This window comes from Kitasatospora sp. NPDC001664 (assembly GCF_053596675.1).
Window position 1 is genome coordinate 305700 of record NZ_JBSFGS010000002.1, and the last position, 13619, is coordinate 319318.

Sequence of the window (13619 nt, forward strand, 5' to 3'; positions counted from 1 at the left end):
CGCCCGGGAGGAACCCAAGCCCAAGGACCGCCATGACCACCGCCCCCGCCGCCTCCGTGCTGTTCGTCTGCATCCACAACGCGGGCCGCTCCCAGATGGCCGCCGGGTTCCTGCGCCACCTCGCCGGTGACCGCGTCGAGGTCCGCTCCGCCGGCTCGATCCCCGGCGACCAGGTCAACCCCGCCGCGGTCGCGGCGATGGCCGAGCTCGGTATCGACATCTCCGACCAGCGGCCGAAGGTGCTGACCACCGAGGCCGTCCAGGCCTCCGACTACGTGATCACCATGGGCTGCGGCGACGCCTGCCCGTACTTCCCCGGAAAGACCTACCTGGACTGGCAGTTGGAGGACCCGGCCGGCCAGGGCATCGAGGCCGTCCGCCCGATCCGCGACGAGATCAAAGCCCTGATCGAGGGCCTGGTCGCCGAGATCGACGCCGCGTGCTGATCGGCGCGCGGGACGGCTTCGCGCTGGAGTTCCACGTGGAGCGGGACGCGCAACTGCTGTGCGTGGACGTGTTCGTGGGCGGGGCGCACGTGAACGCCTGGGACAACGCGTTCTACCCGCCGTTGCTGGTCAAGAAGTTGGGGGACGAGCTGCGGCGCCTCCGCGAGCCGGCGGAGCTGCCGGAGGGGTTCACCGAGCCGGTCGAGGCGTTCCTGGCGGCCGAGCGCCGGATGGACGGGCAGGACGGCGCGGATGACGGCGGGGCCGTGCTCGCGCGGTGCGGGTTCCTGGAGTGGGGCGAGTGCACCGACCAGGTGACGGCGTTCGCGTTCCCGGACGGGGAGTCGCTGCACCTCGCCTGCCGGGTACGGGAGTTGGACGGAGGTGCCCCCGGAGAGCCGGTGGTGGTGACGGTGGGCCGCGGGGAGTTCGTCGCGACGCTGGAGCGCGGCCTGGCCGTCGCCGAACGGGAGTGGTCCGACCGGCGGGCCGCGGCGGGGGACTCCAACTAGCTCCGCAGGCGCGTCACCCGGCCTTCCCCTGCGCAGTGACGGGAGTTCACCCGGCTCCCTGAGCATGGACGGTCATGAGCAACCTCAGTCGCCGCATCTTCATCCTTGGCGGGCTCACCACCACGGGCGCCGCCGCGCTCCAGCTCGGTGCGACGGCCCAGCCGTCGGCCGCCGCCTCCACCCCCTTCCCGTTCACGCTCGGCGTCGCCTCTGGGGAACCGGACGACAGCAGCGTGGTGCTCTGGACGCGTCTGGCCCCGTCGCCGACCAACGCGGACGGCCAGGGCGGCATGCCCAACGCCGACGTGACCGTCGACTGGCAGGTGTCGGCCAGTCAGAACTTCACCACCCTGGTGAGCTCCGGCACCGTCACCGCCCGCTACGCGCAGGCCCACTCGGTGCACGTGCTGGCCGGAGGGCTCGCGCCGGACGCGGAGTACTACTACCGCTTCCGGGCCCAGGGCTTCATCTCCCCGGTGGGCCGCACCCGCACCGCGCCGGCGCTCGGCACCGTCGGGCGGGACTTCACCATGGCCTTCGCCTCCTGCGCGCACTACGAGAGCGGCTACTACACCGCCTACCGGCGGATGGCCGACGACCGCCCCGACGTGATCCTGCACCTGGGCGACTACATCTACGAGGGCGGCGCCGGCACCGGCGGCGTGCGGCAGCACCTCGGCAGCGAGATCGTCTCGCTGGCCGACTACCGCCGCCGCTACGCGCTCTACCGCACCGACCCGGACCTGCAGGCGGCGCACGCGATCGCGCCGTGGCTGGTGGTGCCGGACGACCACGAGGTGGAGAACAACTACGCCGGCACGGTCCGGGCCGACAGCAGCCCGGTGCTGACGGCGGCCCAGTGGACCGCGCGGCGCACCGCCGCCTACCAGGCCTACTTCGAGAACATGCCACTGCGGGCCGCCGCGGCGCCGTCCGGCAACGCCATCCAGCTCTACCGCCGGGTCCGCTGGGGCACCCTGGCCACCTTCCACATGCTCGACACCCGGCAGTTCCGCGACGACCAGGCCTGCGGCGACGGGACGAAGGTCTGCGCCGACGCCGACCTGACGAGCCGTTCGATCACCGGCACCGCGCAGGAGTCCTGGCTGCTCGACGGGCTCGGCCAGCGCCTGGGTACCTGGGACCTGATCGGCCAGCAGGTCTTCTTCGCCCGGAACGTGAACGCCGCCGGTGCGATGAACATGGACGCCTGGGACGGCTACCGGGCCAGCCGGGCGCGGATCCAGCAGGGCATCGTCGACCGGGGCGTGCGCAACCCGGTGGTCCTCACCGGCGACGTGCACGCCTCCTGGGGCAACGACCTCAAGGCCGACTACGCGAACCCGAACTCGGCGACCATCGGCACCGAGCTGGTCTGCACCTCCATCACCAGCGGCGGCAACGGCAGCACCACCACGACGATCCCCAACGGGGCGTACAACCCGCACCTGCGCTTCTACTCCAACCAGCGCGGCTACGTCCGCACCCGGGTCACGCCGTCCCGGCTGACCGCCGACTTCCGGTCGGTGGCGACGGTGACCGAGCACGGCGCGGCGGCGACCACCGCCCGGACCTTCATCATCCACGACGGACAGCCGGGGTTGGCCGATGCGTAAGCTCTCCGTGGTCGGCGCGGCCCTCGCCGCCTTCGCCGCCGTCCTCGCCCTGTCCGCCCCGGCCTCGGCGGCCGGGCCCTCGTCCTGGACGACCGCGAACAGCGACGCCAGCGGCGACCAGGACTCCTCCTCGATCGCGGCCGACCGGCTCGGGGACGTCGCGGTGGTCTGGGAGGACGACCGCGACTCCACCAACCCGGGGGACGACGCGCACAGCGACGTCTGGGTGCGGCTGTACCGCAACGGCGTCTCGGCGTACGAGCAGAAGCTCTCGGCCGGCGGGACGGCGGGTGCGGCCTGGCGGCACGTCCAGCCCGACGTGGGGCTCGACGACCGGGGCAACGCCGTCGTGGTCTGGGCGGAGGACCCGGACGGCAACGGGCTCTACAACATCGTCTACCGGGTGCTCTCCCCGGCCGGCGCGGTGCTCGGCTCCGGCCGGGCCAACGCCAACACCGACGGCCAGCAGGTCCACCCGCGGGTCGCGGTGGACCCGGACGGCGCGCCGGGCAGCACCACGGCGGTGGCGTTCTCGGTGGTCTGGGAGGACGTCCAGGGCAGCGCGGCGGCGACGGCGAAGGCGGCCGGGTACACCGGGACCACCACCAAGGCCTACGAGGTGACGGTCAACGCGACCGGCGGTGCGCACCACAACCCGGACGTCGCGACCTCCGCCTCGGGCGACGCGGTGGTGGTCTGGGACGAGGACACCGACGGCAACGGCTACGACCAGATCGGTCTGGTGAAGCTCGCCAAGGCGAACGGCGCCGTCACCCTGGCCCGCCGCAGCGCCAACAGCCTCGGCGGCGGGCAGCAGCAACACCCGTCCGTGGCGGCCGACTTCAACGGCGACTTCGCCGTGGCCTGGGAGTCCGACCACACCGGCACCCGGGGCGTCTGGGCCCGCTCCTTCACCGCGAACGGCACCCCGGGCGCGGCCGAGGTCGAGGTCTCCTCGGGAGCCGGGGCCGGGCGCCCGACGGTGGGGATCGACGACCAGCGCGACGCGGTGGTCGGCTGGAGCGTCACCGGCGCGGATCCGGCGGTGTGGGCCCGCGGCCTCAACCCCGACGGCACCTTCGCCGGCCGGCTGCCGGCCGGGTCCGTCAGCCAGACGGCGACCGGCCGGCAGGAGCAACTCGCGGTGGCCTCATCGCCGTTCGGCACGCTCGCGATGTCGTACACCGACGACAACGACGGCAACACCTTCGACCAGGTGCTGCTGGGCCTGGGCGCGGGCAACTCCGACTGGTGAGGCCTCGTCAGCGGGTCGGCCTCGACGCCCGTGAGCACTGGGGGTTGCGGCACGGGCCGGGGCCCCACACGTAGCGTCTGATGCCGTCGAAGTCGGGTGCGGTGTCCAGGTACTCGGCTTCGACGGCGGCGTGGCACAGCGGGCACTGCAGCCCCTGGGGCCTGACGGCGGAGAAGATGATCTCTGGCATGGGATGCCTACACTCAGCGAGCGGGCGACGCCCAACTGTGATGCCGACGGCGGGTGTTCACACCGCCGCCCCCGCCCCCCGGTGGCACCGCGTACGCCCCGGACCTCCAGGATACGGCTAGCCCGGTCGGACGGCGCCCATGTAGTCGGGCATGTACTGCAGGTCGAGGACGGTGACGTTCTTGCCGGTGCGGGGGGCGTGGATCATCTTGTTGTTGCCGATGTAGATGCCCACGTGGTGCAGGTCGGAGTAGAAGAAGACCAGGTCGCCGGGCTGGAGGTTGGCGCGGGGGATGCGGGTGCCGGCGTTCCACTGGTCCTGGGAGACCCGGGGGAGCCGGACGCCGGCCTGCTCCCAGGCGCGCAGGGTGAGGCCGGAGCAGTCGAAGCCGGCCGGGCCCTCGGCGCCCCAGATGTAGGGCTTGCCGAGCTGGGCCTGGGCGAACTTGAGGACCGCGGCGGCGCGGCCGCCGGCCGGCACCTGGGGCAGTTCGGTCAGGTCCGTGCGGTCGGCGGCGCCGCGCGAGGCGCGGCCGGCCTCGTCCACGTCGACCTGGGCGCGTTCGGCGGCGGTGAGGGAGTTGAGGATCTTCTTGGCCTCGGCCAGCTTCGTCTGGACCTTGCCCTTCTCCTCGGCCAGCGCCTTGTGGTTGGCGTCCAGGGCGGCGAGGGTGGCGGCGGTCTCGGCGCGCTGCTGGTCCAGCCGCTGCTGCTGCCGCTGGGCCTGGCGCAGCAGGGCGAGCTGGGTGTCGGCCTCCTGGTCGCGGGCGGAGGCCTGGCGGAGGTAGGTGTCCGGGTCGGAGCTGAGCATCAGCTGGAGCGAGGGGTCGACGCCGCCGTTGCGGTACTGGGCTGCGGCCAGGGCGCCGAGCTGGCCCTGAACGGCGTTCAGCTTCTCCTGGCCCTCGGCGAGTTGGGTCTGCAGCTGGTTCGCCTCGGCCTGGAGCTTCTTGGCCTTCTCGTCCGCGCCGTTGAAGCGCTCGATGGAGGCCTCCGCCTCCTCGTACAGCGCGTCGACCTGCTTCTTGACGGTCGCGAGGTCGGGCTTGGGCGCCGCGTAGGCCGTGGTGGAGGAGGCCAGGACCGCGGTGCCCGCCGCCGCGGTGGTCAGGACGGCGAGCCTGGCACGGCTCGGCGGACTCGGCTTGCGGCGCTTTCCCACGGACGGCTCCTCGGTCGACTTCCGGACACTTACTCCTAGGAACCTTAGTAGTTTAGGAGTGGAGCGCGGAAGGCGGGGTCGGTGATCGGTGCGATCCGGCCCGGCGGCCGTGACTTAGCACGGACCGTTCGGGGGCGGGGCGGTTCTCCGGGAGGGTCGCCCGCACGGGGGAAACGGGGGCGGAGTCGGGTGTGAGGCGGGCGGGGCGGCGGAAGGCTGGTGCCTGCACCGAGGCGGAGCGGAGGAAGAGCGTGACCGGTGCTCCGCCCGTACCCCTACGACCCTTTGAGGACGCTGATGCTTCGTGCTGGACCGTCACCCACGAGCCGGTGGTCCGGGGCGGCCCTCGGGTGGCTGCTGCCGGTGGTGGTGACGCCGGCCGTGGCGGTGGCGGCCGCGGTGCTGACCGGGGCCGGGGCGCGGGCCGGGGTGGTCTGGTGCGGCGCGGTGGGCACCGGGGCGGTGGCCCTGCTGGCGGCCCAAGTGGTGCGTCGTGGGCGGGAGTTGACCGAGCTGCGGGAGCGGTACGCCCGGCAGGGGCGGGAGCTGCGCGAGCAGTTGCTCCGGCAGGAGGCGGAGACCGTCCGGCTGGCCAGGGTGATCCTGCCGGAGACGGTCGCACGGCTGCAGCGCGGTGAGTTCACCGAGGACGTGCTGAAGGCCTACGAGACCCACGACGGCGGCGCCGGCCCGGAGTTCAGGGCCGCCCGGCAGGCGGTGCTGCGCACCGTGCTGGAGGCGGTGGACGCGGAGGAGGGTCTGCGCGAGTCCGCGCAGCGGGCGTTCGTGAACATCGCCCGGCGGGTGCAGGCGATCGTGCACCGGCAGGCGCAGGACCTGCGGGAGATGGAGGACCGGCACGGCAACGACCCGGCCGTCTTCGAGGACCTGCTCCGGCTCGACCACGGCAACGCGCTGGTCGGGCGGTTGGCCGACTCGATCGCGGTGCTCGGCGGGGCGCGGCCGGGCCGTCAGTGGAGCCGGGCGGTGCCGCTGTACAGCGTCCTGCGCGGTGGCATCTCGCGGATCCTGGACTACCAGCGGGTGGAGCTGCACCCGGTCTCCGAGGTCGCGGTGGTCGGCCCGGCCGCCGAGCCGCTGATCCACGCGCTGGCCGAACTGCTGGACAACGCGACCCGCTACTCGCCGCCGCACACCAACGTGCACCTGACCGCGGTCGAGGTGCAGACCGGCATCGCGATCGAGATCGAGGACGGCGGCCTCAGCCTCAGCGAGGAGGGCCGGGCCCGGGCCGAGCTGATGCTCCGTGAGGCGCAGGAGGGCATCGACCTGAACGACCTCGGCGAGACGCCCCGGCTGGGTCTCGCGGTGGTCGGACGGCTCGCTCAGGCGTACGGCTTCCAGGTCTCGCTCCGGCCATCCGCGTACGGCGGCGTGCGTGCCGTGCTGATCGTCCCCCAGGAGCTGATCACCACGGCGCGGGCCACCGGCCGGGCGCACGGCATCGGCGTCACCTCCGACTCCCAGGCGCTCCCGGTCCAACCCTCCGCGCAGCAGCGGCCGGTGATCCCGCCGACGGTGCCGGTCGTCCAGCCGTGGACGCCGGGCACCGAGACCCCGACCGGGCTGCCGCAGCGCCGCCGGCACGCCGCACCCTCCGGGAGGACCGCGCCCGCTCCGCCGTCCCCGCCGGCGCAGGACCCCGGCGCGGTGCAGCCCGGCGTCTGGCTGGCCGCGTTCCACGAGGGGGTGAACGGCCAGGCGCCGTCGGCCGGGAGCGGGGCACCGGGCGACCACACCAGCGAATACCCGGCCAGGAAGGGCGAGCTGTGACCCAGCATCAGCAACGGACCAACATGGACTGGATGCTCAAGGACCTGGCGGACGGTGTCCCGCACACCCGCCACATCGTGGTGCTCTCCGCCGACGGTCTGAGGATGGCCCAGTACGGCGCCGGCACCGACGCCGCCGACCGGCTGGCCGCCGCCTGCGCGGGGCTGCAGAGCCTGGCGGCCGCGGTGGGGCACGAGTTCCCGCACGGGGACCGCCGGATGCGCCTGGTGGTGATCGAGATGGGCGGCGGCTTCTTCTACCTGATGGCGGCGGGAGCCCGGGCCTTCCTGGCGGTGCTGGCCGACGAGGGAGTGGACGCCGGGCTGATGGGCCAGCGGATGCGTGACCTGGTCGCCAGGATCGGCGAGCACCTCAGCACGCCGCCGCGCCGAGCCGAGCAGGTCGTGTGAACGGGCTTGCCGCCGAGGGGAGTCCGGTGGGTCGAGGGACGGTGGACGGGTGCGGCGCGGACGGCGGATGAACGCGGACGGACAGGACTGGGACGTGGGCCGGCCCGAGCGCCTGTACGTGATCACCAGGGGTCGCAGCGGGGCGGCCGACCGGGCCGTGTTCGACCTGGTGACCCTGATCGTCGCCCGCTCGGAGCCGACGCCGACCATGCAGCCGGAGCACGCGGCGATCCTGCGGGTCTGCGAGTCGCCGCTGTCCGTGGCCGAGATCTCGGCCCACCTCAGGTTGCCGGTGAGCGTGGTCACCGTGCTGCTGGCGGACCTCCTCGCCGAGCGGCGGATCGAGGCCCGCGCCGGAGTACCGAAGGCGATCCTTCCCGACATCGCCCTGTTGGAAGCGGTGATCAATGGACTTCAGAGGCTCTGACCCGGCCCTCCCGGCGCTCCCCGGGCCGCGCGGGGACGACCTGCTGCCGGACTCGGCCGCCACGGCGGTCAAGGTGGTGATCGTGGGCGGCTTCGGCGTCGGCAAGACGACCCTGGTCTCCTCGGTGAGCGAGATCCGCCCGCTGACCACCGAGGAGACGATGACCCAGGCGGGTGCGGACGTCGACGACACCGAGGGCATCGAGCGCAAGACCTCCACCACGGTGGCGATGGACTTCGGCCGGATCAGCATCAACGAGGAGCTGGTGCTGTACGTCTTCGGCACCCCCGGCCAGGAGCGGTTCTGGTTCCTCTGGAACGGCCTGTTCGACGGCGCCCTCGGTGCGGTGGTGCTGGTCGACACCCGTCGGCTGGAGGTCAGCTTCGACGTCATCGGGCGGCTGGAGGACAGCGGGGTGCCCTTCGTGGTCGCCGCCAACACCTTCCCCGAATCGCCGTCCCACCCCGTCGAGGACCTGAGGGCCGCCCTCGACCTTCCCCCCGAGGTCCCGATCGTCAACTGCGACGCCAGGAGCCGCAGTTCGAGCCGTGACGTGCTGATGGCCCTGATGCGCTACCTGTACGACCGCTCGGCCGCCCCCGCGCGCTGACACCCACCACCCGCCGTCCCCCACGAGACCCCCGGAGATGCCGTGACCAACCCGTACAGTGACGACGCGTCAGCCACCCCGCCGCCCGGCTGCCCGGCCCACGGCGCGGGCACCCGCGACTTCGGTGCCCACGGCCTGGGCGCCGAGGGCCTGCGGCGGCTGTACGGCCCCGAGGCGGAGGCGGACCCGGCCGGCCTGTACGAGAAGCTGCGCGCGGAGCACGGCGAGGTGGCGCCGGTGCTGCTGCACGGCGACCTCCCGGCCTGGCTGATCCTCGGCCACTCGGCCAACCTCACCGCGATGCGCACCCCCTCCCGGTTCTCCCGGGACTCCCGCCGCTGGACGGCCTTCCAGGAGGGACTGGTCGCCGCCGACTCCCCGCTGATGCCGGTGATCGCCTGGCAGCCGCTGTGCGTCTTCGCCGACGGCCCGGAGCACCGCCGCCTGCGCGGCGCCGTCACCGACGGCCTCAACCGCTTCGACCGGCGAGGCATCCGACGCTACGTCACCCGCTTCGCCGACCAGCTGATCGAGGAGTTCGGGCCGACCGGCAGGGCCGAGCTGATCTCCCAGTTCGCCGAGCACCTGCCGATGCTGGTGATGACCCACGTGGTCGGCATGCCCGAGGAGTTCGGGCCCCGGCTGGTCGAGGCCGCACGGGACCTGATGAAGGGCACCGAGACCGCCATCGCCAGCAACGACTACGTGGTGGCCACGCTGCGCCGCACCATGGAGCGCAAGCGGGTGGCCCCCGGGGCCGACCTGGTCTCCTGGCTGATGCAGCACGAGGCCGGACTCACCGACGACGAGGTGCTGGAGCACCTGCGGGTGGTGCTGCTGGCCGCCAACGAGTCGACGGTCAACCTGATCGCGGACACCCTGAAGATGGTCCTCACCGACCGCCGCTTCCGCGCCCACCTGTCGGGCGGTCACATGACGCTGCCGGACGCCCTGGACCAGGTGCTCTGGGACTCCGCGCCGATGTCACTGGTCGCCGGGCGCTGGGCCACCGGGGACACCGAACTCGGCGGGCAGCAGATCAAGTCCGGCGACATGCTGCTGCTCGGCCTCGCCGCCGGGAACGTCGACCCGGCCGTCCGGCCCGACCTCTCCAAGCCGCTGCACGGCAACCGCGCCCACCTGGCCTTCGGCGGCGGACCGCACGAGTGCCCGGGCCAGGACATCGGGCGGGCCGTCGCGGAGACCGGCATCGACATCCTGCTGGCCCGGCTTCCCGACCTCCAACTCGCGATCGGCGAGGATGAGTTGACCTGGACCTCGGCCTGGCTCTCCCGGCACCTGGTGGAGCTCCCGGTGCGCTTCACACCGCGGTCCCCGGCCCCGAGGGACACGGCCGCCGCCCCCGTCCCCGCGACCCCGCCGCCCGCTCCGCCCGCCCCGCCCGTGGTGCCGCCCGCCGTCGCGGCCGGGCACGGCCACCGGGGCGCGGCCGTGCCGGGGCAGCGGCGCAGTTGGTGGAGCGTCCTGACCGGCATCTTCCAGCGCTGACCCGGCCGGGCCGGCGGCCCGGCACGGGACTCACGCCGCTCGGTGGCGCTCCGCGCGGTGGACGGCGGCGCGAACGGGGCATGACGCTCCTTCGGGACGGACGGGGCGGACGGGGCGGACGGGGGAGGTGCGACCACCGGACCGGGGGAAGGCTCACCCACCGGTGCGGTGCAGCAGGTCCTCGAGGGTCTGCGCGGCGCGCAGCGTCTCGAAGCGCACGGCCCCGTCCGCCGCCACCGTGACCCCGTGGACGGCGGGCTCCAGCAGGCTGTTGTAGGAGAACGGGGTCGAGGTGTAGTAGGCACCGGTGTCGAGCAGCGCGACCAGGTCGCCCGGCTCCAGCAGCGGCAGCGGGCGGGCCCGGGCGACCAGGTCGCCGGCGAAGCAGGCCGGTCCGGCCACGTCCTGCTCGACCGGCGCCCCGCGCTTGGCGGCCCCGGTCGCGTCGTGCGCCGTCACCCGCAGCGGCCAGGAGTCCGGGGCGAAGACCGTCCGGGTGGCCACCTGCGCTCCGGCGTGGGTGATCGCGATCGCCCGGCCGCCGGAGTTCTTGGTGTACTCCACGTAGGCGGCGGTGAAGCCGCTCTTGGCCAGCACCGAGCGGCCGAACTCGGTGACCAGGGCGAACTCGCCGGAGAACAGCGCGGGTACGTGCGCCCGCAGCAGCTCGACGTAGTCCTGGTGGCCGGGGGTGGCCCGGTCGTCGGCGAAGTTGACCGGCAGGCCGCCGCCGATGTCCAGGCCGACCACCTGACGGCGGCCCAGTTCGCCGTTGATCTTCTGGGCGAGGGTGACGGTGGCGGCGACGCCCTCCGCCATCAGGTCCAGCGGGCACCCCTGGCTGCCGACGTGGCAGTGCAGCCAGGTGAGCCAGGGCCGGTCCCGGAAGGCCGCGACCAGCCGCTCGGTGCTGCCCTCGTCCGCGAGCGCGATGCCGAACTTGGAGGTCGCGGTGGCGGTGCTCATCGCCCCGATGGTGCCGCCGCCGATCTGCGGGTTGACCCGCACCCCGATCCGCGGGTCCGTGGTGCCGGATCCGCTCCGGCGGCCCGCCAGCAGTTCGTCGACCCGGGCCAGCTCCTGCCAGCTGTCGATGTTGACGGCCGTCCCGAGTTCGAGCGCCAGGGCCAGCTCGCGGCGGGTCTTGGCGGGGGAGTCGAAGACGATCCGCTCCGGCTCGAACCCGGCGGCGAGCGCCTGCGCGAACTCGCCGGGGCTGGCCACCTCGCAGCCCATGCCCAGGTCCCGCAGCCGCCGCAGCACCGGGACCAGGCTGTTGGCCTTGGCCGCGAAGGCGTGCAGCACCCGCACCGACCCGGGGAAGGCGCGGTGCAGCGCCTCCACGGTCGCGGCCACGGCGTCGAGGTCGAGGAAGCCCGCGAGCGGCGCGTCCTCTGGGGACAGCAGCCCCTGGCGCACCGCCGCCCCCAGGATGAGCTCACGTCGTTCGGGGCCGTGCAGGGCCGCCAGTTGAGGGTTGGTCACGGTGCCGCTCTCCGTCCGGTCGTCTCGGTCGCGCGGCCCGCGCGTTCCGGTGGTCCGGGTGGTCCCGGCGGGCCGTGCGAACAGAGTGCCCGTCGGGCGCCGGGATCGTCTTCAGGCCGCTGACCGGGCTTGCGCCGTCTCCCTCGTGCGGCGCGACGAAGCGCGGGCGGCGGCGGTCCCGGCTCCGTGGGCCGCACCGGAAACCTGCGGGAACGGTGGTGCCGCCGGGCGCCGCAGCGGGGGAGACCGGCCCGTTCTCGCGCCGTACGGCGAAGGCGGAGCGGCCTCCTCGCGCGCGGCGCCGAACCTCACCCCTCCCCGGCCACCGAGCCGCGGAGCAGCAGCAGTTGGAGCTGGGCCAGCAGCCGGGCGTCGGGGTCGTCCAGGTCGATCCCGCTCTCCCTCACGACCGTGCTGTCCAGGCGGTAGGCGTACGTGTTGCCGGGCACGCCCAGCGCCTTCGCCGCCCGGGCCTTCTCGCCCGGCTGCGCCAGGAAGGTGCGCAGGGTCTCGACCAGGGAGGCCACGTCCTTGTGCGAGGAGGCGAGCAGCCTGGTCACCGGGGTCTCCACCGGCAGGGGCCCGACCGCCCGCAGGGCCTCGGCGAAGCGCAGCAGCGCGACCGCCCCGGCGACCTCGCCGACCCGGGCGCAGGGCTGCGGGCCGCGCCCGAACAGCAGGCCGCCCAGCGCCAGATCGGCCGTCCGGCGGGAGTCGGGTGCCGCGTCGAGCCGGTCGCTCACCTCGCCGATGCCGACCCGGGCCGTCCGCCCCGACCGCCGCGACAGCTCCGCGGCCAGCGACTCGGCGGTCAGCCGCACCCGTTCCTGAGCCCGCGTCAGCTCCTTCGGCAGGTTGCCCAGCAGGACGAGCACGCCCTCCTGCGAGGGCACCACCACGGCCACCTCGCCGCGTTCGGTGCAGTGCCGGAACGCGGCCTCGACCATCCGGCCGCGTGTCCGGGCGTCCGCCGGGCCGCCGGAGCCGGAGTCCGAACCGGTGCCGGTGCCGGTGCCGGTGCCGGTGCCCGAGCCCGAGCCGGTGCCCGCGCTGATGCCGACCGACAGGACCGCGCACCGCCGCGCCTGCGGCAGCCCGGTCCGCGCCGCCAGCAGCTCGGCCGACCCGTGGCCCTCCAGCAGCACCCGGACGGCCTCCAGCAGGAGCTGGTCCTGGCCCTCCCGGCGGGCCCGGTCGTGCAGCAGGTGGGCCGCGGCCGACTGCGCCGCGACCCGCAGGGCCTCACGGTTGGCCGGGGTGTCCAGCGGCCGGTTCCCCTCCGCCGCCACCCAGATCGAACCCAGTGGGACGTCACCCGCCCGGACCAGCACGATCAGACGCTCGGGGGCCTCGCCCTGGGCCTTGCGGTACAGCACCCGGTCCGAGCGCAGCAGGTCGCGGTCGAAGCCGGCGTTCCGCATGTCGTCGCGCCGGTCGGCCGGCGGGGCCTGGCCGAGGATGGTCCGGATCCGGACCCAGTCCACGTCCTCCCCGACGGGCGAGTAGGCGAGCACGTTGAAGGACGTGTCCTCGATCGTCACGGACCCGTTCACCTGGAGCGCGATCGCCTCGGCCAGCCGGGGCAGGTCGCCCAGCGGGACGGTGGCGATCCGGGGCCGCGGCGTGACCGACAGCCCCGCCTGCAGGATGCCGATGACGGTCGGCCAGTCGGTCCACCGGCTGCGGAAGAGCACGGCCGTGCCCGCCGCCGCGGCCGCCTCGCCCAGCGCCCCGTGCCCGGTGCCGGTCTCCACCGGGCGGAACAGCACCCCGGCCACCCCGGCCGCACCCATCCGGCGGACCAGGTCCACCGCCCCCTCGGTGTGCGGATCGACCCCGACCGCGACCAGCAGGTCGCCCTGCGAGGCCGGCGGCTCCAGGCCGTCCAGCACCACCAGGCGGCCGACCGGCCGGTCCAGCCCCCCGGCCGCGAAGCCCGGCACGACGAAGTCACCCGCCAGCTGCAACAGGTCCAGCAGGCTCTGTCTCGCCCCGGACCGGTCCGCACGCTCCGCGTCGGACATGGGCACCCCTCCCCAGGCACACGTGCCGCGCCCGACGGGGCGTCAACTCCCCGGCAGTGCAGGCGATCGGCTCAGCGTAGTGCCGGGCGCGGGCGGTGCGGGGCGCTTCCGGTGGTCCGGGCCGGACCCGGCGGAGTGCGGTGATCGGCCGGCGGTTGCCGATAATGACCTCACTGCGCC

The 13619-nt window shown here is 74.1% G+C and carries 13 protein-coding genes; 9 read left to right on the forward strand and 4 right to left on the reverse strand.

Annotated features, from left to right (window positions below; translation table 11 throughout):
• The first annotated feature begins 32 nt into the window (after nucleotides 1–32).
• From ACWCYY_RS03775 to ACWCYY_RS03790, 4 genes are all read left to right on the forward strand, one after another.
• Nucleotides 33–446: an arsenate reductase ArsC gene (locus ACWCYY_RS03775; RefSeq protein ID WP_449794981.1), complete on the forward strand. Its 414-nt coding sequence runs from the start codon at nucleotides 33–35 to the stop codon at nucleotides 444–446.
• Nucleotides 440–958, forward strand: coding sequence for a hypothetical protein (locus ACWCYY_RS03780; protein WP_449794982.1), 519 nt, complete (start codon nucleotides 440–442; stop codon nucleotides 956–958). The genes ACWCYY_RS03775 and ACWCYY_RS03780 overlap by 7 nt, the downstream gene beginning before the upstream one ends.
• A 74-nt stretch (nucleotides 959–1032) precedes the next feature.
• Nucleotides 1033–2574, forward strand: coding sequence for an alkaline phosphatase D family protein (locus ACWCYY_RS03785; RefSeq protein ID WP_345283126.1), 1542 nt, complete (start codon nucleotides 1033–1035; stop codon nucleotides 2572–2574).
• Entirely contained in the window at nucleotides 2567–3829 is a 1263-nt protein-coding gene (locus ACWCYY_RS03790) for a hypothetical protein (protein ID WP_449794983.1), read from the forward strand. Before ACWCYY_RS03785 ends, ACWCYY_RS03790 begins: the two co-directional genes overlap by 8 nt.
• 7 nt (nucleotides 3830–3836) lie before the next feature.
• Here ACWCYY_RS03790 and ACWCYY_RS03795 read toward each other — a convergent pair whose 3' ends face one another.
• Both ACWCYY_RS03795 and ACWCYY_RS03800 read right to left on the reverse strand, forming a co-directional pair.
• Nucleotides 3837–4019, reverse strand: coding sequence for a hypothetical protein (locus tag ACWCYY_RS03795; RefSeq protein ID WP_449794984.1), 183 nt, complete (start codon nucleotides 4017–4019; stop codon nucleotides 3837–3839).
• Nucleotides 4020–4136: 117 nt separating this feature from the next.
• Nucleotides 4137–5180 carry an NlpC/P60 family protein gene (locus ACWCYY_RS03800; protein ID WP_449794985.1) on the reverse strand — a complete coding sequence of 348 codons (1044 nt, stop codon included), beginning with the start codon at nucleotides 5178–5180 and terminating at the stop codon, nucleotides 4137–4139.
• A 297-nt stretch (nucleotides 5181–5477) separates the two neighbouring features.
• On the opposite strand from ACWCYY_RS03800, the gene ACWCYY_RS03805 reads away from it, so the two are divergent.
• The 5 genes from ACWCYY_RS03805 to ACWCYY_RS03825 all read left to right on the forward strand — a co-directional run bounded on the left by ACWCYY_RS03805 (nucleotide 5478) and on the right by ACWCYY_RS03825 (nucleotide 9930).
• On the forward strand, nucleotides 5478–6974 hold the full coding sequence (locus ACWCYY_RS03805; RefSeq protein ID WP_449794986.1) for an ATP-binding protein: 1497 nt from the start codon (nucleotides 5478–5480) through the stop codon (nucleotides 6972–6974).
• A gap of 23 nt (nucleotides 6975–6997) precedes the next feature.
• A complete protein-coding gene (locus ACWCYY_RS03810) occupies nucleotides 6998–7384 on the forward strand; it encodes a roadblock/LC7 domain-containing protein (protein WP_345283163.1) in 387 nt (128 codons plus the stop codon).
• 67 nt (nucleotides 7385–7451) lie between these two features.
• Nucleotides 7452–7811 carry a DUF742 domain-containing protein gene (locus ACWCYY_RS03815; protein ID WP_345283135.1) on the forward strand — a complete coding sequence of 120 codons (360 nt, stop codon included), beginning with the start codon at nucleotides 7452–7454 and terminating at the stop codon, nucleotides 7809–7811.
• The gene (locus ACWCYY_RS03820; RefSeq protein ID WP_449794987.1) at nucleotides 7792–8421 is read left to right on the forward strand and encodes a GTP-binding protein; all 630 of its coding nucleotides are present in this window, start codon (nucleotides 7792–7794) and stop codon (nucleotides 8419–8421) included. The genes ACWCYY_RS03815 and ACWCYY_RS03820 overlap by 20 nt, the downstream gene beginning before the upstream one ends.
• Before the next feature lie 42 nt (nucleotides 8422–8463).
• Complete coding sequence (locus tag ACWCYY_RS03825) at nucleotides 8464–9930, forward strand: cytochrome P450 (RefSeq protein ID WP_345283139.1); 1467 nt, start codon at nucleotides 8464–8466, stop codon at nucleotides 9928–9930.
• Nucleotides 9931–10083: 153 nt separating this feature from the next.
• Here ACWCYY_RS03825 and ACWCYY_RS03830 read toward each other — a convergent pair whose 3' ends face one another.
• Together ACWCYY_RS03830 and ACWCYY_RS03835 are read right to left on the reverse strand one after the other, a co-directional pair.
• Nucleotides 10084–11415 (reverse strand): diaminopimelate decarboxylase, encoded by a 1332-nt coding sequence (locus tag ACWCYY_RS03830; RefSeq protein ID WP_449794988.1) that lies wholly within the window; start codon nucleotides 11413–11415, stop codon nucleotides 10084–10086.
• 308 nt (nucleotides 11416–11723) lie between these two features.
• Nucleotides 11724–13439, reverse strand: coding sequence for a helix-turn-helix domain-containing protein (locus ACWCYY_RS03835; RefSeq protein WP_449794989.1), 1716 nt, complete (start codon nucleotides 13437–13439; stop codon nucleotides 11724–11726).
• Nucleotides 13440–13619 lie beyond the last annotated feature (180 nt).